General features: G+C 45.9%; 15 protein-coding genes and 10 tRNA genes. All 25 read right to left on the reverse strand.

Annotated elements, in window-relative coordinates:
• Positions 1–519, reverse strand: coding sequence for an S-ribosylhomocysteine lyase (gene luxS / locus J4N44_RS13960; protein WP_005448429.1), 519 nt, complete (start codon positions 517–519; stop codon positions 1–3).
• Between the two features lie 86 nt (positions 520–605).
• A complete protein-coding gene (locus tag J4N44_RS13965) occupies positions 606–1,211 on the reverse strand; it encodes a transglycosylase SLT domain-containing protein (protein WP_029790340.1) in 606 nt (201 codons plus the stop codon).
• 19 nt (positions 1,212–1,230) lie between these two features.
• Positions 1,231–2,799 carry a glutamate--cysteine ligase gene (gshA, locus tag J4N44_RS13970; RefSeq protein WP_017817672.1) on the reverse strand — a complete coding sequence of 523 codons (1,569 nt, stop codon included), beginning with the start codon at positions 2,797–2,799 and terminating at the stop codon, positions 1,231–1,233.
• A gap of 163 nt (positions 2,800–2,962) precedes the next feature.
• Positions 2,963–5,806 carry a M16 family metallopeptidase gene (locus J4N44_RS13975; protein ID WP_252044565.1) on the reverse strand — a complete coding sequence of 948 codons (2,844 nt, stop codon included), beginning with the start codon at positions 5,804–5,806 and terminating at the stop codon, positions 2,963–2,965.
• Positions 5,807–5,815: 9 nt separating this feature from the next.
• Positions 5,816–6,277, reverse strand: a complete 462-nt coding sequence (locus J4N44_RS13980; RefSeq protein ID WP_009698760.1) for a YqaA family protein — start codon at positions 6,275–6,277, stop codon at positions 5,816–5,818.
• On the reverse strand, positions 6,271–7,221 hold the full coding sequence (locus J4N44_RS13985) for an NADP-dependent oxidoreductase (protein WP_252044566.1): 951 nt from the start codon (positions 7,219–7,221) through the stop codon (positions 6,271–6,273). The genes J4N44_RS13980 and J4N44_RS13985 overlap by 7 nt, the downstream gene beginning before the upstream one ends.
• 148 nt (positions 7,222–7,369) lie before the next feature.
• Positions 7,370–8,500, reverse strand: coding sequence for a sodium ion-translocating decarboxylase subunit beta (locus J4N44_RS13990; protein ID WP_005448436.1), 1,131 nt, complete (start codon positions 8,498–8,500; stop codon positions 7,370–7,372).
• 9 nt (positions 8,501–8,509) lie between these two features.
• Positions 8,510–10,303, reverse strand: a complete 1,794-nt coding sequence (gene oadA / locus J4N44_RS13995; protein ID WP_252044568.1) for a sodium-extruding oxaloacetate decarboxylase subunit alpha — start codon at positions 10,301–10,303, stop codon at positions 8,510–8,512.
• A gap of 33 nt (positions 10,304–10,336) precedes the next feature.
• Positions 10,337–10,594 (reverse strand): oxaloacetate decarboxylase subunit gamma, encoded by a 258-nt coding sequence (locus J4N44_RS14000; RefSeq protein ID WP_005448441.1) that lies wholly within the window; start codon positions 10,592–10,594, stop codon positions 10,337–10,339.
• A 595-nt stretch (positions 10,595–11,189) separates the two neighbouring features.
• Positions 11,190–11,266 (reverse strand) — tRNA-Arg (locus tag J4N44_RS14005).
• Between the two features lie 57 nt (positions 11,267–11,323).
• A tRNA-Arg gene (locus J4N44_RS14010) sits at positions 11,324–11,400 on the reverse strand.
• 57 nt (positions 11,401–11,457) lie between these two features.
• A tRNA-Arg gene (locus tag J4N44_RS14015) sits at positions 11,458–11,534 on the reverse strand.
• A 57-nt stretch (positions 11,535–11,591) separates the two neighbouring features.
• A tRNA-Arg gene (locus J4N44_RS14020) sits at positions 11,592–11,668 on the reverse strand.
• Positions 11,669–11,725: 57 nt separating this feature from the next.
• Positions 11,726–11,802: transfer RNA gene (locus J4N44_RS14025), tRNA-Arg, on the reverse strand.
• A gap of 57 nt (positions 11,803–11,859) precedes the next feature.
• A tRNA-Arg gene (locus tag J4N44_RS14030) sits at positions 11,860–11,936 on the reverse strand.
• Between the two features lie 56 nt (positions 11,937–11,992).
• Positions 11,993–12,069: transfer RNA gene (locus tag J4N44_RS14035), tRNA-Arg, on the reverse strand.
• Between the two features lie 85 nt (positions 12,070–12,154).
• A tRNA-Ser gene (locus J4N44_RS14040) sits at positions 12,155–12,246 on the reverse strand.
• Positions 12,247–12,275: 29 nt separating this feature from the next.
• Positions 12,276–12,352 (reverse strand) — tRNA-Arg (locus tag J4N44_RS14045).
• A gap of 31 nt (positions 12,353–12,383) precedes the next feature.
• A tRNA-Ser gene (locus J4N44_RS14050) sits at positions 12,384–12,475 on the reverse strand.
• A gap of 242 nt (positions 12,476–12,717) precedes the next feature.
• Positions 12,718–12,915, reverse strand: a complete 198-nt coding sequence (gene csrA / locus J4N44_RS14055; protein WP_004415691.1) for a carbon storage regulator CsrA — start codon at positions 12,913–12,915, stop codon at positions 12,718–12,720.
• Positions 12,916–13,007: 92 nt separating this feature from the next.
• Positions 13,008–14,195, reverse strand: a complete 1,188-nt coding sequence (locus J4N44_RS14060) for an aspartate kinase (RefSeq protein WP_005452123.1) — start codon at positions 14,193–14,195, stop codon at positions 13,008–13,010.
• A 202-nt stretch (positions 14,196–14,397) separates the two neighbouring features.
• Positions 14,398–16,980, reverse strand: a complete 2,583-nt coding sequence (gene alaS / locus J4N44_RS14065) for an alanine--tRNA ligase (protein WP_252044569.1) — start codon at positions 16,978–16,980, stop codon at positions 14,398–14,400.
• Between the two features lie 142 nt (positions 16,981–17,122).
• Positions 17,123–17,590: a recombination regulator RecX gene (gene recX / locus J4N44_RS14070; RefSeq protein WP_009698765.1), complete on the reverse strand. Its 468-nt coding sequence runs from the start codon at positions 17,588–17,590 to the stop codon at positions 17,123–17,125.
• Between the two features lie 206 nt (positions 17,591–17,796).
• Positions 17,797–18,840: a recombinase RecA gene (recA, locus tag J4N44_RS14075; RefSeq protein ID WP_053050623.1), complete on the reverse strand. Its 1,044-nt coding sequence runs from the start codon at positions 18,838–18,840 to the stop codon at positions 17,797–17,799.
• Positions 18,841–19,041: 201 nt separating this feature from the next.
• Positions 19,042–19,524, reverse strand: coding sequence for a nicotinamide-nucleotide amidase (gene pncC, locus J4N44_RS14080; RefSeq protein WP_005452118.1), 483 nt, complete (start codon positions 19,522–19,524; stop codon positions 19,042–19,044).
• Between the last annotated feature and the right edge of the window lie 54 nt (positions 19,525–19,578).

The following is a 19,578-nucleotide window of genomic DNA, read 5'->3' on the forward strand; positions in this document are numbered from 1 at the left end:
TTAGTCGATACGTAACTCTTTCAGCATAGATTCTGGCAGTGCCAAATCATCATTCTTATTGACTGCAACGCCCGCTTCTAGAATGTTTTTCGCGATTTGCTTTGCCTCATCTAAAGAGTGCATTGCAGCTGTACCACATTGGTATTCATTCAGCTCAGGGATCTTGTTTTGACTTTCTACTTTCAATACGTCTTCCATTGCTGCAACCCAAGCATCCGCCACTTGCTGCTCTGAAGGCGTACCAATCAAGCTCATGTAGAAACCGGTACGGCAACCCATTGGTGAGATATCGATGATCTCAACGCTATCACCGTTTAAGTGGTTGCGCATAAAGCCAGCGTACAAATGCTCTAAAGTGTGAATTCCCTTCTCAGAAAGGATGTCTTTGTTCGGTGCAGTAAAACGTAAGTCAAATACTGTGATGGTGTCTCCCTTTGGAGTTTGCATCGTTTTAGCCACACGAACTGCTGGCGCATGCATACGTGTGTGGTCTACGGTAAAACTGTCTAATAAAGGCATTACATCTCTCCTGATTGTAACCTCCAATACTTACACGTATTGGTCATTATTTCTGTTCATTTCCCCTCTGACTATTAGGGGGGAGACTAAAAGAACCAGCTGCTGTTGTCTTCTAATTCCTGACGACATTGCTTCAGCTGCCAGCCATAAGTCTTGGCGGTTTGCTCCACGCGTCTTGCAACTTTAACTAAGCTAGGTTTGCTTTTATAGGTCCCACGCTTATAGCCACCACGTCCTTCATGGTACGCAAGATACTGGTTGTAAGGGTCCCATAACGAAATGCCTAATTGACGACGAGTCTCATGGGTATACCAACCGACAAACATCATTGAATCGTCAAAATTGGTGCGTGAACCACCTTGTCCTGTCGCTTTTTGAAAATCTTCCCAAGCAGGGTCTTGAGCTTGAGCATAACCGTAAGCACTGCTGACACGTCCCCATGGAATAAAACCGAGAATGTAATCTTTTGGCGGTCGAGCATCATGACGAAAGCTACTTTCTTGCTTAATGATCGCCATGGCAACATTTATCGGTGTGCCCCACTCTTCTTCCATGTCTTTGGCATCTTCGTACCAACCGGATTTTTCTCGGAATATTTCACATAGGTTATCTTGTTGTTTTGGGGGCGCAGTTGCACAACCGGCTAACATCACGCTCCCAAGCACAGACACCACTAACGGCTTAATGTCCAATCCCTGCCCTTACTGCTGGTTATTGTTTTAAGTAAGCAAAGTAATCTTCTAGGAAATCATCGAACGATAGAGTATCGCTTTGCTCTGCTTGTTTTTGTTTCTCTACCGATGTTGCAACTTCCGTTTCCATTGCATCGGCTGAATATTGTTCATAGTTGTGTGCTAGGTTTTCTTCGCGGAATTTCATGCCAAGCGCACACCCCACTTTACCTAAACCACCATGCTCTTTTGTCAGCTCAAGCAACTGACCAGAAATGGTTAGCTCTGGCTCATCAATCCAAGACTCAAGTTTGTCACAAACTGCTTGGTACGCATTTCCACCAGCAACCGAGTCCATTTCAACCGCAATCTGACGAAGGTCAGCAAACACACGATGTGCCCAGTCTTGTAGAGACAGGCGCTCACCTTGGCAACCGATTTGTAACATCAAACCTTTCTCACGACCAGACACAATGACCTTGTTCCAGTTGTCACGCCAGCATTCAAGCTCACAGTTGTCCATTGGGTCAGAATCTGAAAGTGCCGCCCAAGTAAGGAATAGATCAAGGAAGCGAACCTGCTCTTCACTCACACCAACGGCGCTGAACGGGTTCACGTCTAGCGAACGAACTTCAATGTACTCTACACCGCCACGTTTAAGCGCTTCAGAAGGTTTTTCACCGCTCTTAGTTACACGTTTAGGACGAATTGGCGCGTACAGTTCGTTTTCAATTTGCAGAATGTTCGAGTTAAGTTGACGATATTGACCATCCACTTTTACCCCAATCTGAGCAAACTCTTCCGATGGGTGACGAATTGCATCGTCTAGACCATCAAGATACTGCTCGATAGAGTTAAAGCCAATCTTAAGTACGCTTTGTGCGCTGTTGGTGTAACCGAGATCACTTAGGCGCAGCGACGTCGCTTTAGGCAAGTATAGAGTGCCGCCAACTTTCTCAAATGGTAGGTCAGTTTCACGACCTTGAATGAATGAACCACAAAGTGCTGGTGACGCCCCAAAGAAGTACGGAATCATCCAGCCAAAACGGTAGTAATTACGAATCAGCGCAAAGTACGCAGCAGATTTCGTTTCTTGGCGTGCTTCTTCATCTTGTTCGCCATGCAGAGCGTCCCAGAATGATTCAGGAAAAGAGAAGTTAAAATGCACGCCCGAGATAATTTGCATCAGGCTACCGTAGCGGCGTTTTAGACCTTCACGATAAAGCGTTTTCATTTTAGCTGAGTTCGATGAGCCATATTGTGCCAGCTGAATATCATCCTCCGAGCCCACGTAACATGGCATTGAAAGTGGCCACATTTTCTCTTCACCCATTTTGGTTTGAGTGAAGTGATGGATATCTTTCAACTGCCCCATTAATTCAGGGATCTCGTGCGATACAGGAGTGATGAACTCCAGCAGGGATTCTGAAAAGTCGGTCGTAATCCATTTGTTTGTGAACGCTGAGCCCAAACCCTCGGGATGAGGTGTTGTTGCTAGGTGTCCATCCTGACGATAGCGCAAAGTTTCTCGCTCAACACCGCGTCCAAACTGCTTAAATACTTCTGGGTTTGATGCAACTTGTTTTAGTCGCGCAGCAAAATCAGTCAAAATGAGGTTCGCTTATATTGGGAGCAGGACACTCGCCAAGCGTGGCAAGTGAAAGCTAAGTTATTGATATATAATCCATCTAGATAAATAACCCATCAAAAAGTCATTTATCTAGTTAGAAACGAATAGCGGAGAGTCTCCTCTCCGCTATTAAATGTGTACTCTATCGAATGATTTCAAGCTCTTCCACGTCTTTCCCTAACTTTTCTAGTTGAGGGCGAAGGGATTTCGCGTCCCCGACAACAACTACCTGGTAGTCATTCGGGTCGAACCATTTCTGTGCTAGAGCGTTGAGAGTCTGTTTGTCGACAGTCTCAACAATAGCGTTTCGTTGCTGTAAGTAGTCTTTGTCTAAGTTGTATTTCAAAATATCACTGATGAGTTTGCTTTTCTGTGTAGGCGTCTCATATTTCAGTGCATCTTTTTGACCGACTGCTTGGCGCATAAATTTCAATTCATCTTCAGTCATGCCCGATTGTGAGAACTCATTCAACTCATTCTCCATTTCTACAATAGAGGCAATGGTCGAATCCGCACGCACTTGCGCTGTAAATACAACAGAACCCGTTTCTACATTTCCAGAGAAATAGCCATAGGCACCATAAGTGTAGCCTTTGTCTTCACGAAGGTTTTGGTTGATACGACTGTTAAAGTTACCGGCTAAGTTGAAGTTTGCTAACTGACCCAGATAGAAATCTCCCGTCGCATCATAAGGCATGCCTTGACGGACCATCATGACCACACTTTGCGGAGCTCCTGGCTTATCCACCAAATGAACTTTTTGTGGACCTAGCGGAGCAATGGCTTGAGGGGCATACAAAGGTGCCGCTTCATCTTCCCAATTTGCCCAAAACGACAATTGTTTCTCAACGTCAGCTTTGCTGATATCACCAACCGCAATAATTTGCGCACTTTGAGGTGTGTAGTGCTTCGCATAGAAATCACGCACGTCATCGAGAGTCAGAGCTTGGAGCCCCGCTTTGGTGCCATCTTTTGGACGAGCAAAAATAGAATCTCCGTACAATACTTGACGGCTAGCTTGCGACGCCATCCAACTTGGTTTTTGATGCTCATACACCAAGCCTTCTAACGCTTGCGTCTTAACTCGGTCAAAGTCTTCTTGCTTAAATGCCGGAGACAACAACATCTCTTCGACAATCTTAAGTGTTGGCGCTAGATTTTTCTTCAGGGCGGAAACACTAATGTCTGTTGTGTAACCTGTTGCATCGACAGAAATAACACTACCCAACTTATCAAGTTCAGCTTGAATCTCTTCTACTGAACGTTTGGTTGTTCCTTCTTGCAGCATAGCGGCAGTCAGTTGAGCCAAACCTTCCTTACCAGCTTCAACGAAACGTGTTCCAGCAGGTAAACTAAACTGCATGGTGACGGTTGGTGTTTCACTGCTTACTGTACCCAACAACTCAGAACCATTGTTGAAGTGGATGTCATACAACTTCGGCATGGTTGCCTCAACAGGCTCACCCACTGGCGGTTGAATAGAACGGTCAAAGTTGTCAGTTGCTCGGCGGTAAGCCAATTGATCGTCTGAGATTTTTTCATACTCAGGAAGAGTGCGTTTTGGTGTCACGAATGTCGCTGGTTTCACAGCAAGCTCTGTTTTACCTTTTGGCACAACACTCAAGGTGACCTTGTTCTTACCTTGAATAAAATCACTGTATGCTTTTTCTACCGACTCAGGCGTTACAGCACGAAGTTGCTCAAGCTGTTCCTCAATCAAATCTGGCTTGCCGAAGAAAGTTTGATTCGACGCTAGCTGTGTCACTTTACCTTTCACACTTTCTAAAGCGAAAATCGCATCGGCTTCAGATTGACCTTTAAGTTGCTCCAAACGATCTTTCGTCACCCCGTCCTTCGCAAACTTACCCAACGACGTCATCAGCTCATCATATAGCTTGGTGAGGTCGCCTTTATCACCAGAATCACCCATCGCGTAGACGTAAAAATTACAAGAAAGCTCAGCACAGTCATGGAAAGAACCTGCATCTACTGCTTTTTGTGTTTTCACTAGGTCTTGGTAAAGCACGCTGTTAGTACCACTACCTAACACGCTTGATAGAGTATCAAGTGACGCTTGAGTGGCTTCGCCATTGTAGGTTGTCGGCCATGCCACCATAACCATTGGTTGCTGGATACGATCTTCTAAGGTGATGAATTTGCTTTCTGCTAGCTTTGCAGGCTGCTTAGGTGCATTTTCCACTTCAGGTCCGCGAGGGATTGAACCAAAGTACTTATTTACCCACGCTAATGTTTGCTCAACATCGATATCACCACCAATGGTTAGTACTGCGTTGTTTGGGCCATACCAACGCAGGAAGAAGGCTTTCAGATCGTTCACATCAACGCGGTCAAGATCTTCAACGTAACCGATCGTTTGCCACGAGTATGGATGACCTTCTGGGTACAGCGCCTCTGCCATGCGTTCCCAAATCAAACCATAAGGACGGTTGTCATAACGCTGCGCGCGTTCGTTTTTAACTGTTGAGCGTTGAATTTCAAACTTATGCTGTGAGACGGCATCGAGCAAAAAGCCCATGCGGTCTGACTCAAGCCACAACATTTTTTCTAACTGATTAGCAGGAACAGTTTCAAAGTAGTTCGTGCGGTCACGGTTAGTCGTGCCGTTTAGTGTACCGCCAGCTTCTGTAATGATCTTAAAGTGCTCTTGGTCACCAACGTTCTCAGAACCTTGGAACATCATATGCTCGAAGAAGTGAGCAAAACCAGATTTGCCAATTTCTTCACGTGCCGAACCAACGTGATATGTGACATCAACGTGTACAAGTGGATCCGACGCTTCAGGTGCCAGAATGACCGTCAAACCATTGTCCAACTGATACTTCTGGTATGGAATTTTCACTTTGCCTTCTTCCGCTTTTGATGACTCTACGAAAGTAACTCCATCAGGCAATGATGATACAGGGGAGTTTGATGCACAGCCCGTGATCACTAATAGTGAACACGCACTAACCCAAAACATTCTCATGCGCTTTCCTTAAAATAAACCGAGATAGATGGCGGCCAACAAGCTATACCTTGCGGCTTTGCCTAAAAATATAAGAACCAAACACGGCAGAAATTTCATCCTTAACCATCCTGCCGCTAAACATAGCGGGTCGCCAATCACTGGCAACCAACTAAAAAACAATCCCCAATACCCGTATTTGGACAGCCACTTCAATGCGGTATGCCCATGCTTCTCATCCTGAGTTCTATTTGGAATCCACAAACCCAACCAATAGTTGGTGAGACCGCCCAAGGTATTACCAATGGTGGCAACAATAATGATGGAAGAAACCGAGTATTGGTTTAACGATAAGGTGGCAATCAATCCAGCTTCAGAGCCACCTGGCAATAGAGTGGCACTAAGAAAACCAGTAATGAATAGCACCCACAATGCGGAGTCAGAAAACCATAAAGCTAAGTTTTCAAAGGCAGCATTAAATGCCTCTAACATGTCATATCAAGCAAGATCTTGCCTCGCGTCCGCCCCGATTCGACTTGTTTGTGAGCTTCAATAACATCGGTCATCGGATAGACGTGTTGTACTTCAGTTTTTAACAGCCCAACGCCAACCATGTACAACAAAGTGTCAAGTTGTTCACGGTCAGGTTCGACTAACATACCGCTGGCTTCAAAACCAAGTAACTTGGCTTTCTCACAAATCAGTTCTGCAGTAATCGTTGGAACAGTAATGACTCGAGCGTTATCAGTCAGGCATTTGAGTGCGTCTAAAGCGGCATCGCCACCAACAAGATCAATCAAAACATCCACATCTTCAACACGTTCTGACACTGGTGCAAATTGATAGTTCACTGCGTGTGCACCTAAAGTAGCGAGGTAGTCCAAATTTCGTTCACTACAGGTGGTAAACACTTCTGCTTTGGTCGCAACTGCAATTTGCACGGCTAAGTGACCGACACCACCAGCTCCGGCAAGTATCAATACACGGTCACCTTCAGTCACATTAGCTTTACTCAGCGCTTGAGCCGCAGTTTGACCTGCAAGTGGCAATACTGCCGCTGCCTCTAAGGCGACCGAATTGGGAACGTGACTTAATTCAGATTCAGGAACACAAACGTATTGGCTGTAACCGCCTCCTCGAATAGGGAAACCGATAAAGCCAGCTACCTCATCATCCTCTTGAAAACGAGAGGTATCTTCGCCACATGAAACGACTTTCCCCGAAATATCATAACCGGGTACCCAAGGTAAGTTGTCTTTGTTTTGTGCAGCAGCCCAACCAAGCCCCGCTCGCGTTTTGACATCAATAGGGTTAACGCCAGAGTATGCCACTTTAACTAAGACTTCCCCTGTTTGTGGGGTTGGTGTTGAGGTAGTTTGAATTGCAAGAACTTCTGCGTTGCCGAATTCGGTAATAGCGATCTGTTTGTGTTCCATAACCCATTCCCTGAGAGAAAACAAAAAGGGATGCAAGAGCATCCCTTTGACTATAAACCATTTTGTTTACCGAAGTTAATCGTCAATTTGTAAATTGGTAGATAATTCTATTTCACCAATTTTCCAACAAACAACTCAAGATGGTGTACTACCCCACCAGTGCCAGTAAGATACCAGCGGCAACCGCCGATCCAAGAACACCGGCTACGTTTGGTCCCATTGCGTGCATCAGCAAGAAATTTTGTGGGTTTGCTTCCAAACCGACCTTGTTCACAACACGCGCTGCCATTGGTACTGCAGAAACGCCTGCAGCACCGATAAGTGGGTTGATGTCTTCTTTCGAGAACTTATTGAGAAGCTTCGCCATCAAAACACCTGCCCCAGTACCGATACTGAATGCGACTGCACCGAGTCCCAAGATACCTAGCGTTTCTAGATTCAAGAACTGCTCAGCTTGCAGCTTAGAGCCCACACCAAGACCTAAGAAGATCGTTACGATATTGATCAGCTCGTTCTGAGCGGTTTTCGATAAACGATCCACCACGCCAGCTTCACGCATCAAGTTACCCAGACAGAACATACCAACCAACGGTGTCGCGGAAGGTAAGAACAAAATCGTCATCAGTAACACAGCAAGCGGGAAGATTACTTTCTCCCACTTACCAACGTGACGCAGCTGGGCCATCTTGATCTGGCGTTCTTCCTTCGTGGTTAGGGCTTTCATGATCGGCGGCTGAATGATCGGCACCAGTGCCATGTAGCTGTATGCCGCCACGGCAATCGCACCTAACAGGTCTGGAGAGAGCTTACTCGCTAAGAAGATCGCCGTTGGGCCATCCGCACCACCGATAATCGCGATAGACGACGCATCCGCCATGGAGAACTCCATACCCGGAACATAGTTAAGCAGAATCGCCCCAAACAGCGTCGCGAAAATACCAAACTGCGCCGCAGCACCTAGCCACAAGGTTTTTGGGTTTGCAATCAAAGCACCAAAATCAGTCATCGCCCCCACGCCCATGAAGATCAGCAGCGGGAACACGCCCGATTCGATACCAATGTAATAAACGTAGTAGAGCAAACCACCTGGTTCGGTAAAGCCAGCATTGGGAATGTTCGCTAAAATGGCACCAAAACCAATAGGTAATAACAGTAAGGGTTCAAAGCCTTTTTTGATCGCCAAAAACAGCAAGGTGCAACCAACCAGCATCATACAGATTTGGCCGAACTCAAAGTTAGCGATCCCTGTTTCTGACCATAAGGTCATCAATCCGTCCATGATACTCCCTTACGCCAGACTCAGCAGCGGTGAACCAACAGTAACGGCATCACCTTCTTTCACGTTCAGTTCTTGAACCACCCCACCGCGCGCAGCACGAACTTCAGTTTCCATCTTCATAGCTTCTAGGATGAGTAGAACGTCACCTTCCGCTACTTCAGCACCGGGCTGAACATTCACTTTAAAGATGTTACCAGCAAGAGGTGCAGGAACCGCTTCAGCAGCACTATTAACAGGAGCATTTGGCGCTGCAGGTTGAACCGGTGCGGCTGCCCCACTTGGCGTTACCGATGTTAATTGCCCCTGCGGACCTACTTCAACTTCATAAACTTGCCCATCAACTCGCACGCTGTATGTTTCAAGACCACCAGCAGCAGCCTGTGTTACTTGTGCAGCGGCAGGTTTCGCAGCTTCTAACGTTGGTACTGGCTCAAACGCATCTGGGTTGCCACGGTTTTTCAGGAATTTCAGACCAACTTGAGGGAATAACGCGTAAGTTAATACATCATCGACACGTTCGCTTGCAAGCTTAATACCTTCAGATTGCGCTTTCTCCATCAAATCAACAGTTAGGGTTTCCATTTCCGCTTCAAGCAAGTCCGCTGGACGACAGGTAATTGCCTCTTTACCATCAAGTACTTTCGCTTGTAATTCAGCATTAACTGGCGCAGGAGCGGCACCGTATTCACCTTTTAAAACACCTGCCGTTTCTTTGGTGATGCTCTTGTAGCGCTCACCTGTCAGAACGTTGATTACCGCTTGAGTACCAACAATCTGAGATGTCGGCGTGACCAGTGGAATAAAGCCAAGATCTTCACGTACACGTGGGATCTCTTCCAATACTTCATCAATTCGGTCCGCAGCGCCTTGCTCTTTTAACTGACCTTCCATGTTGGTCAGCATGCCCCCTGGAACTTGGGCGATTAGAATGCGTGAATCCACACCTTTTAGCTGACCTTCCCACTTCGCGTATTTTTTACGTACTTCACGGAAGTAAGCCGCGATAGGCTCGATTTGGTCTAGTTTCAGATTAGTATCTCGCTCAGTGCCTTGCAGCATCGCAACCACGGTCTCAGTAGGCGTATGACCGTATGTACAACTCATCGAAGAAATCGCAGTATCAAGAATATCGATACCCGCTTCTACAGCTTTCACGGCAGTAGCAGTAGATAGACCGGTCGTTGCATGACAGTGAAGCGCTAGTGGCACATCACAAGATGCTTTGATGCGTGTGACCAGCTCTTCCGCTTCATAAGGTTTAAGCAGACCAGACATATCTTTAATACAAAGAGAGTGACAACCTAAGTCTTCAAGACGTTTAGCAAGGTCAACCCATGTGTCTGCGTTATGCACTGGGCTCGTGGTGTAAGACAATGTTCCTTGCGCATGTGCACCAACATCAACAGTGGCTTTCACCGCTTTTTGGAAGTTACGTACGTCATTCATTGCATCAAAGATACGGAATACATCCATACCATTCACGTGCGCACGCTCAACAAACTTCTCTACTACGTCATCGGCATAATGGCGGTATCCTAAAAGGTTTTGACCACGCAGTAGCATTTGCATTGGTGTATTTGGCATTGCTTTTTTCAATTCGCGTAGGCGTTCCCATGGGTCTTCACCCAAGAAACGGATACACGCATCAAATGTTGCGCCACCCCAGGTCTCTAACGACCAGTAACCAACCTTATCTAACTCAGCTGCGATAGGCAGCATATCTTCGATACGCATACGCGTAGCAAACAGGGATTGATGGGCGTCACGAAGGACCACATCAGTGATAGCTAGTGGTTTAGACATGCTCTTAAACTCCTTTTTAATCCTATCTTTCGGCTACTTCGCGACTGAGGCGCGATGTTTATGAATCGCAGCCGAGATCGCCGCCACTACTTGTGGACTAACAGCTGAAGAGGTTGATTGAACGTTGGTATTTGTTTTCGGTGCTGCGATCGGCGCTGGTACTTCTTCTGGCACCAATTTAGACATTAGCCGAACGAGATAAACTAGAATGGTGAGGAAAATAAATACGACCGCCATCCCCGTTAGCATCAGGGTGGCCGCATCTACTAGCAGGCTTCCTATATTCGTCATGTTGCTTCCTTTCTTTGTCATCCTGACAATGCGCAGGACTTTAATAGCGTCAAATCCCGACCAATGGATTATCTCGATTGGTTAAATTTTGTCAATTTTGTTTAAGGAAGCTTTTAAATAATCTCTAACATTGATTATTTATTCACTACTCAGATCACAAATTGCACTAAAATTCACTTCCCTAGTGGGATCGCTCAACATATAACCACACTAAATTAAAGTACTTGCAAAAACTGCGATTGGGATTTCAAAATGAAAAGAGGCTTTAAGAATAAAGTGAAATAAAAACAAAAGGATAGAACAAATTAACACATCAAAAACACGACATTAACAATAATAAAACATTAGTTTTATTATCGATGTTTGGATGGGGTTCTCTACCATCGTAAATCAATCAGGCTCGAGAAAGCGCAAGGTGGAGCTTTAAGATGACTATTTAAGCGAAACAAGCGTATTAGCGAAAATAGCTCAGGATCAGGCGCTTGAAGCAGAATCTAGCGCGAAGAAGCGGTGATAAATACGCAAGAGAGACACAATATCTTAGCCAAACAGCAGATACAAAAAAGCCTCGCATAAGCGAGGCTTTTTTAAAGAATGGCGCGTCCTGGAGGATTCGAACCTCCGACCGCCTGGTTCGTAGCCAGGTACTCTATCCAGCTGAGCTAAGGACGCACGGTTTTCGATATCAGTCTTCCCAATATCAGGAGTTCACAAGGAAACCCTAAAGAGTGGCGCGTCCTGGAGGATTCGAACCTCCGACCGCCTGGTTCGTAGCCAGGTACTCTATCCAGCTGAGCTAAGGACGCGCAGTTTTCGATATCAGTATTACCAATATCAGGAATTCACAAGGAAACCCTAAAGAGTGGCGCGTCCTGGAGGATTCGAACCTCCGACCGCCTGGTTCGTAGCCAGGTACTCTATCCAGCTGAGCTAAGGACGCGCAATTTTCGATATCAGTATTACCAATATCAGGAATTCACAATGAAACCCTAAAGAGTGGCGCGTCCTGGAGGATTCGAACCTCCGACCGCCTGGTTCGTAGCCAGGTACTCTATCCAGCTGAGCTAAGGACGCGCAGTTTTCGATATCAGTGTTACCAATATCAGGAGTTCACAAGGAAACCCTAAAGAGTGGCGCGTCCTGGAGGATTCGAACCTCCGACCGCCTGGTTCGTAGCCAGGTACTCTATCCAGCTGAGCTAAGGACGCGCAGTTTTCGATATCAGTATTCCCAATATCAGGAGTTCACAAGGAAACCCTAAAGAGTGGCGCGTCCTGGAGGATTCGAACCTCCGACCGCCTGGTTCGTAGCCAGGTACTCTATCCAGCTGAGCTAAGGACGCGCAGTAATCTTTATTTTACTTTGTATAACCCGTTTATCAAACGAATTATTAAATAGTGGCGCGTCCTGGAGGATTCGAACCTCCGACCGCCTGGTTCGTAGCCAGGTACTCTATCCAGCTGAGCTAAGGACGCGCAGATCTTCTTGCTAAGAAGTTGTGAAGTAAATCACATTCATTTCTTACGAAACAAAAAAAAGGCCGTTGGGCCAGTCAATGAATGGCGGTGAAGGAGGGATTCGAACCCTCGATACGGGATAAACCGTATACTCCCTTAGCAGGGGAGCGCCTTCAGCCTCTCGGCCACCTCACCGTTTTCATTGTTATATCTCAAAAGAGATATGGCGCGTCCTGGAGGATTCGAACCTCCGACCGCCTGGTTCGTAGCCAGGTACTCTATCCAGCTGAGCTAAGGACGCACTTTTTGTTGATTTCTCAACGTTGCAAGAATGGCGGTGAAGGAGGGATTCGAACCCTCGATACGGGATAAACCGTATACTCCCTTAGCAGGGGAGCGCCTTCAGCCTCTCGGCCACCTCACCGTCTTGCGGAGGCACATATTACGTTTTACCGAAAATATGTCAAACACTTTCTTTGAAAAAAACGCAAAAATCGCTTAACCGATGCGGATTTAATCAAAGTGACTATTAAACAAACTTTACCACCCTATTATGATGAAAAAAAGAGAGTCTTCTCTTAAAAAATGACATTAATCAGAAACTAAAAAGGCTAGCCCTTCGGCTAGCCTTTTTCATTCAAACTAAGCTCTGTAAACAGGAGCAGCTTAGTAGTTACCAGAAGCAACGTTACCATTGCCTTTTTCAGCTTGAATGCGCATGTAGATTTCTTCACGGTGAACAGAAACCTCTTTCGGAGCGTTAACGCCGATACGTACTTGGTTACCTTTAACACCTAGTACAGTTACAGTCACTTCATCACCAATCATAAGTGTTTCGCCTACGCGGCGAGTCAAAATTAGCATTCTTTGCTCCTTGAGTAATCTCTAAATTTTCTTGCTACAAAGCTATTATCCAACAAAAGTTATATTTTCGTAAACTACCTTGTCACTGAAAATTAGCCCAAAAAGGCATGTTTTTGCTGAATGTTCAATGCTTCACTAGATGTAACGTAAGCATCATGAAGAATGTTTGCTGCTGCATCCACACACATAGGTGGTAAGACTAGCATCATAGTGAGTGCATTCGTTGAACAGAAATTGATTGCAATATCTTGCTGTGCCAACAATTCACAGGCATGGTCAACCATTCCATTGGCTTCTAGCCCCACAGCGGTCAACAGGCTTACAGCTTCACTATTACGGATTTTATCGCTGAACACCAGATCCAACTTGGCACATGCATCTTGTTTTATCATGATACCTGTTCGTTCTGTTTCCTCGATCACATTCCAAATGTCGATACCCAACATCTGACATTGCTTTGTAATGCTAGACAAATGTTCGTTGTCGACTTCAATAATGGCAAGGTCACGTTGAATGGCTATACCAGAGACGGCTTTTGAGCCTGCTTCCCCTTTTACCAAACTGCCTTCGTTCAAATCAAATGTCGAAAGCACGCGTAGCGGTACATTGTTCTTCCACGCATACTGCACAGAAGGAAGATGTAAGACCTTTGCTCCGCGGCTAGCCATCGCTTCCATCGAAGGAAAATCAATAACTGCCATCTTTTGAGCGTTTTTTACTACACGTGGGTCACAAGTATAAATACCATCAACGTCGGTAAAGATTTGACACTCATCAGCGCTTAACGCACCAGCCAGTGTCACTGCGCTCGTATCTGAGCCACCTCGACCTAATGTGGTGATATCCCCATTTTCATTCACACCTTGGAATCCTGCCACGATCACGATTTGGTCTTGTTCAAGTAAATCCAGAATCGTAGAAGTATCAATGTGTTTAATCGTCGCGTCATTGTGTTGATTGTCCGTCACAATGTTCGCTTGTGCTCCGGTAAGTGAGCGTGCAGCGTAACCCAATTTATTCAGAGTCATTGCTAGCAGTGCCATCGACACTTGCTCACCAGCAGAGAGCAAAACATCAAGTTCTCGAGCAGTTGGAACGCTATCTACTTGCTTAGCCAGTTCCATTAGTCGGTTTGTTTCGCCTGACATTGCAGACACAACAACGACAACTTGATTACCATCATTCTTCGCCTTAATGATGTGTTCAGCTACCTGGTGGATTCTTTCAATTGAACCCACAGAGGTTCCACCAAACTTTTGCACGATAAGGGGCTTTTTCACCAGTCTTCACCTTCCCAAGACCAAAGTCTCATTAGGACCACTCATACTCCATTGAGATAAATTATATAAGCGGTAGTTACAATAAAAACCAAGCAGCGTAAATGACCTGGTTAAAATACGGTCAATTAAACCACTTGGTTACCATAAAAAAATTACGCCCAATCAAAGAAGCTTGATTGAGCGTAAATCATTTTTTAAAAGCTTATAGGCGTTCTTCTAGCCAAGGCTGTACAGATTGAATCGCCGCAGGTAGCGCTGCAACATCAGTACCACCTGCTTGCGCCATGTCAGGACGACCACCGCCTTTACCGCCAACTTGCTCAGCAACCATCTTAACTAGGTCACCCGCTTTCACTTTGCCGATAAGGTCTTTGGTTACACCTGCAATCAGACCGATCTTGTCATCGTTCACGTTTGCAAGAAGGATAACGCCGCTACCGACTTGGTTTTTGATGTCATCAACCATAGTACGTAGGTTCTTGTTATCTGCGCCTTCTAGAGCAGCAATCAGTACTTTAGTACCGTTGATATCCTGAACTTTACCCATGATGTTTGCGCTTTCTGCCGCAGCCATCTTGTCTTTCAGTTTCTGGATTTCTTTCTCTAGAGATTTTGCTTTCTGTGCTGATTCAGCCAGTTTCTCTTCGTACTTAGCCGCTTGAGCTTCGATTGCATCTAGTGCACCTTCACCCGTTACCGCTTCGATACGACGGATACCTGCTGCGATACCACCTTCAGATGTGATCTTGAATAGACCGATATCACCTGTGTTTGAAGCGTGGATACCACCACAAAGTTCAGTAGAGAAGTCGCCCATAGACAGTACGCGTACTTCGTCGTCGTACTTCTCGCCGAATAGTGCCATTGCGCCTTTCTTCTTCGCAGACTCAATGTCCATCACGTTAGTTTCAATCGTGTGGTTGCGACGAATTTGCGCGTTGACTAGACGCTCTACTTCTTTCAGCTCTGCTGCCGTTACGGCTTCTAGGTGTGAGAAGTCGAAACGTAGGCTGTCAGCTTTCACTAGAGAGCCTTTCTGCGTTACGTGCTCACCAAGAACTTGGCGAAGTGCTGCGTGTAGCAAGTGCGTTGCTGAGTGGTTTAGAGAAATAGCTGCGCGACGCTCTGCGTCAACGATAGTTGCTACTTCGTCACCTTTCGCTAGAACGCCTTCTGCCATTACACCGTGGTGTGCGATTGCGTTACCTAGTTTTTGAGTGTCTTCAACACGGAATACACCAGACTCAGTGCGGATTTCACCAGCGTCACCACACTGACCGCCTGACTCTGCGTAGAATGGTGTTTCACCAAGCACTATGATTGCTTTGTCGCCTGCAGACAGAGATTCTACTTCGTTGCCTTCAACGAACATCGCTGCTACAGAGCTAGAACCTTTAGTGCCTGTGTAACCACAGAATTCTGTTTGCGTATCAACTTTGATCGCTGCGTTGTAGTCAGTACCGAAGTTACCAGCTTCACGCGCACGTTGACGCTGCTCTTCCATCGCTTTCTCGAAACCTTCTTCGTCGATTGCGAACTCACGCTCACGTGCAACGTCGTTAGTTAAGTCAGCAGGGAAGCCGTAAGTATCGTAAAGTTTAAATACGGTTTCGCCGTCTAGAACTTTACCGTCTAGGTTATCTAGCGCTTCGTTTAGAATCGTCATACCGCGCTCAAGTGTACGACCGAAGTTTTCTTCTTCGATACGCAGTACTTTTTCAACCACAGCTTGTTGACGCTTCAGCTCTTCACCAGCCGTACCCATGATTTCCGCTAGTACACCAACCAGTTTGTGGAAGAATGCACCTTGTGCGCCTAGCTTGTTACCGTGACGAACTGCACGACGGATGATACGACGTAGAACGTAACCACGACCTTCGTTTGAAGGCATAACGCCATCAACGATCAGGAATGAACATGAACGGATGTGGTCAGCGATAACGCGTAGCGATTGGTTTGATAGATCTTCGTAACCAATCACTTCAGCAGCAGCTTTGATAAGAGCTTGGAATACATCGATTTCGTAGTTTGAGTGAACGCCTTGCATGATTGCAGAGATACGCTCGATACCCATACCAGTATCTACCGATGGTTTTGGTAGCGGTTCCATAGTGCCGTCTGCGTGACGGTTGAACTGCATGAATACGTTGTTCCAGATCTCGATGAAACGGTCACCATCTTCTTCAGGTGTGCCAGGACGGCCACCCCAGATGTGCTCACCGTGATCGTAGAAGATTTCAGTACATGGACCACAAGGCCCCGTGTCACCCATTTGCCAGAAGTTATCTGACTCGTATGGTTTACCACCTTTCTTGTCGCCGATGCGAATAATGCGGTCTGCTGGAACGCCTACTTTTTTGTTCCAGATATCGAATGCTTCGTCGTCTGTCTCGTAAACTGTTACAAGTAGACGGTCTGCTGGCAGCTTAAGGGTTTCTGTTAGGAATTCCCATGCGAAAGAAATTGCGTCTTCTTTGAAGTAGTCACCAAAGCTGAAGTTACCTAGCATTTCAAAGAAAGTGTGGTGACGAGCAGTAAAGCCAACGTTTTCCAGGTCGTTGTGTTTACCACCAGCACGTACACAACGTTGAGCCGTAGTCGCTCGAGTGTAGGCTCGTTTTTCTAAGCCTAAGAAACAATCTTTAAATTGGTTCATACCCGCGTTTGTGAACAGCAGGGTTGGGTCGTTATGTGGAACTAACGATGAACTTTCTACGATTTGGTGTCCTTTGCTCTCAAAGAACTTGAGGAACGCGTTACGAACCTCATCAGTGCTCATGTACATGCAGCTCTTCCTGAAAATAGTCGAGTTAGAATTTTGCCGTATTGTAGATCATGCAATCAGCTACGACTAGTTTTCTTGCGGAAAAGAGGCATTAGAAGAAAAAATTTGAAGCAAAACAAAAAACAGTGCGAACGACTGACCGTTAATCTTCGTCCTCAAAGCTCAGCGCATAGCTAATTTGGTCAAAACTGTAGCCACGATATTGCAGAAATCGCACCTGTTTAGCGTACTCTTTCTGGTCTTTGGCTTTTATTCCTTTGAATTTCTTCTCTGCAGCCATTCTTGCCAGTTCAAACCAGTCTTGGGGCTCTTCTGCCATTGCCATATCGATGATGGATTCTGCTACACGTTTTTGGTTCAATTCTTGACGAATTCGGCGCTCGCCATGCCCTTTGTAAACATGTTGACGCACTTGGCTTTTGGCATAACGCAGGTCATCCAAATAGTTGTGGTCGAGACAAAAATTGATTGCCGATTCTATGTCTGCCTCTTCATAACCTTTTAGAGCCAGCTTTTGGTATAACTCGTATTGCCCATGGTCTCGACGGCTCAATAATTGAATAGCCGCTTCTTTGCTAGATAGAGCCGGCGCTTGACGCTTTTGGTACATGGTGATCCTAAAACTGTTTTTGCTGTACAGGATTTATCTCAATCGTAGTAAATAACCGCTCACTCTAACCTACTAACACGCTAGTTCTGATCGCTTGCCTACCCTAATTGATATAAGCCCAGCCTTTGTTTTTTCGATTTTTATTTCAGCAGATACAACAAAGCCCCGCATAGCAGGGCCTTGTTCAATATGACTCAGTAAGAAGATTAAAACTCTTCTTCTTGCTCTGATTTTTCACCTGATTCTGGTGCTTCAGGTAATGCTGGTGAAAGTAGCATTTCACGCAGTTTAGTATCGATAGTCTTACCGACTTCTGGGTTTTCGCGTAGGTAGTTACAAGCGTTTGCTTTACCTTGACCAATCTTGTCGCCTTGGTAGCTGTACCATGCACCTGCTTTTTCAACTAACTTGTGCTTCACGCCTAGGTCAATCAGCTCACCTTCACGGTTGAAACCTTGGCCGTACATGATTTGCGTGTTTGCTTCTTTAAACGGTGCAGCAATCTTGTTCTTAACAACTTTGATGCGCGTTTCGTTACCTACTACTTCGTCACCTTCTTTGATTGCGCCAGTACGACGGATATCTAGACGAACAGAAGCGTAGAACTTAAGTGCGTTACCACCAGTCGTTGTTTCTGGGTTACCGAACATCACACCAATCTTCATACGGATTTGGTTGATAAAGATACACATACAGTTAGACTGTTTTAGGTTACCCGTTAGCTTACGCATTGCTTGAGAAAGCATACGTGCTTGAAGACCCATGTGGCTGTCACCCATTTCGCCTTCAATTTCTGCTTTTGGTGTTAGTGCTGCAACAGAGTCAACCACCATAACGTCAATAGCACCAGAACGTGCAAGTGCGTCACAGATCTCTAGCGCTTGCTCACCCGTATCAGGCTGAGAAACCAATAGTGCATCGATATCAACGCCAAGTTTCTTCGCGTATACAGGATCTAGCGCGTGCTCTGCATCGATAAACGCACAAGTTTTGCCTTCACGTTGCGCAGCAGCGATCAGCTCAAGAGTTAGCGTTGTTTTACCTGAAGATTCTGGACCGTAGATTTCTACGATACGACCCATTGGTAGACCACCAGCACCCAAAGCGATATCAAGAGAAAGAGAACCCGTTGAGATGGTTTCTACGTCCATTGCGCGGTTATCACCAAGGCGCATAATAGAGCCTTTACCGAATTGCTTTTCAATTTGACCTAGCGCAGCGGCGAGCGCTTTCTGTTTGTTCTCGTCCATTACTTTCTCCGATTTATTCATCTTGTTTTGGGCGACGAATAGTAATTCATTTTTCTTAAGCAGAAGAACTGCTCAGCAATGAAAGTTATTATACTGTTGATTCATACAGTGTCTATACCTGTATGAAAAAAATTTGACTGACCTAAAGTCATGATTTGCTCTAGCCCTTATAAAATCTGGGCTAAGGCAATTTCACAAATTCTAAATCAGATGTTGATACAATTGAGTCAGTGCGTGTTCGACCGCTTTTTTGCGAACTTGAGCACGGTCACCGGTGAAATGCATGGTATCCACTTGCTGCCAGTTTTGGTTATCAGCGAAGGCAAAACAGACCGTACCGACAGGTTTCTCTTCACTGCCTCCTCCTGGTCCAGCAATACCACTGATGGACGCGCCGATAGTAGCGTTCGAATTACGAATGGCACCTTGTACCATTTCAATCACGACAGGTTCGCTCACCGCACCATGTGCCTCCAACGTTGAAGCTTGTACACCAAGCATCTCTATTTTGGCTTCGTTACTGTAAGTGACAAACGCCCGGTCAAGCCACGCAGAACTGCCGGCAATATCAGTAATAGCAGTTGCAACGCCGCCACCCGTGCATGATTCTGCCGTCGTTAAAACATGTCCATGCTTAGCCAATAATGCACCTAAATCGGCACTCAATTTTGTTGCTCGTTCCATAGCCAAAAATGCCCTTTGTCTCTTTTTACTTGATAGGGATTCACGTATCCTAAG

Origin of the sequence: Vibrio sp. SCSIO 43155, from assembly GCF_023716605.1 — a bacterium.
Lineage (GTDB): Bacteria > Pseudomonadota > Gammaproteobacteria > Enterobacterales > Vibrionaceae > Vibrio > Vibrio harveyi.

Bases quoted from the DNA above. Each gene is read 5' to 3' on its own strand.
- luxS (WP_005448429.1), bottom strand. From the start codon at position 519: ATGCCTTTATTAGACAGTTTTACCGTAGACCACACACGTATGCATGCG.
- J4N44_RS13975 (WP_252044565.1), bottom strand. From the start codon at position 5,806: ATGAGAATGTTTTGGGTTAGTGCGTGTTCACTATTAGTGATCACGGGC.
- J4N44_RS13980 (WP_009698760.1), bottom strand. From the start codon at position 6,277: ATGTTAGAGGCATTTAATGCTGCCTTTGAAAACTTAGCTTTATGGTTT.
- J4N44_RS13985 (WP_252044566.1), bottom strand. From the start codon at position 7,221: ATGGAACACAAACAGATCGCTATTACCGAATTCGGCAACGCAGAAGTT.
- J4N44_RS13990 (WP_005448436.1), bottom strand. From the start codon at position 8,500: ATGGACGGATTGATGACCTTATGGTCAGAAACAGGGATCGCTAACTTT.
- oadA (WP_252044568.1), bottom strand. From the start codon at position 10,303: ATGTCTAAACCACTAGCTATCACTGATGTGGTCCTTCGTGACGCCCAT.
- J4N44_RS14000 (WP_005448441.1), bottom strand. From the start codon at position 10,594: ATGACGAATATAGGAAGCCTGCTAGTAGATGCGGCCACCCTGATGCTA.
- csrA (WP_004415691.1), bottom strand. From the start codon at position 12,915: ATGCTAATTTTGACTCGCCGCGTAGGCGAAACACTTATGATTGGTGAT.
- alaS (WP_252044569.1), bottom strand. From the start codon at position 16,980: ATGTACATGAGCACTGATGAGGTTCGTAACGCGTTCCTCAAGTTCTTT.
- recX (WP_009698765.1), bottom strand. From the start codon at position 17,590: ATGTACCAAAAGCGTCAAGCGCCGGCTCTATCTAGCAAAGAAGCGGCT.
- recA (WP_053050623.1), bottom strand. From the start codon at position 18,840: ATGGACGAGAACAAACAGAAAGCGCTCGCCGCTGCGCTAGGTCAAATT.
- pncC (WP_005452118.1), bottom strand. From the start codon at position 19,524: ATGGAACGAGCAACAAAATTGAGTGCCGATTTAGGTGCATTATTGGCT.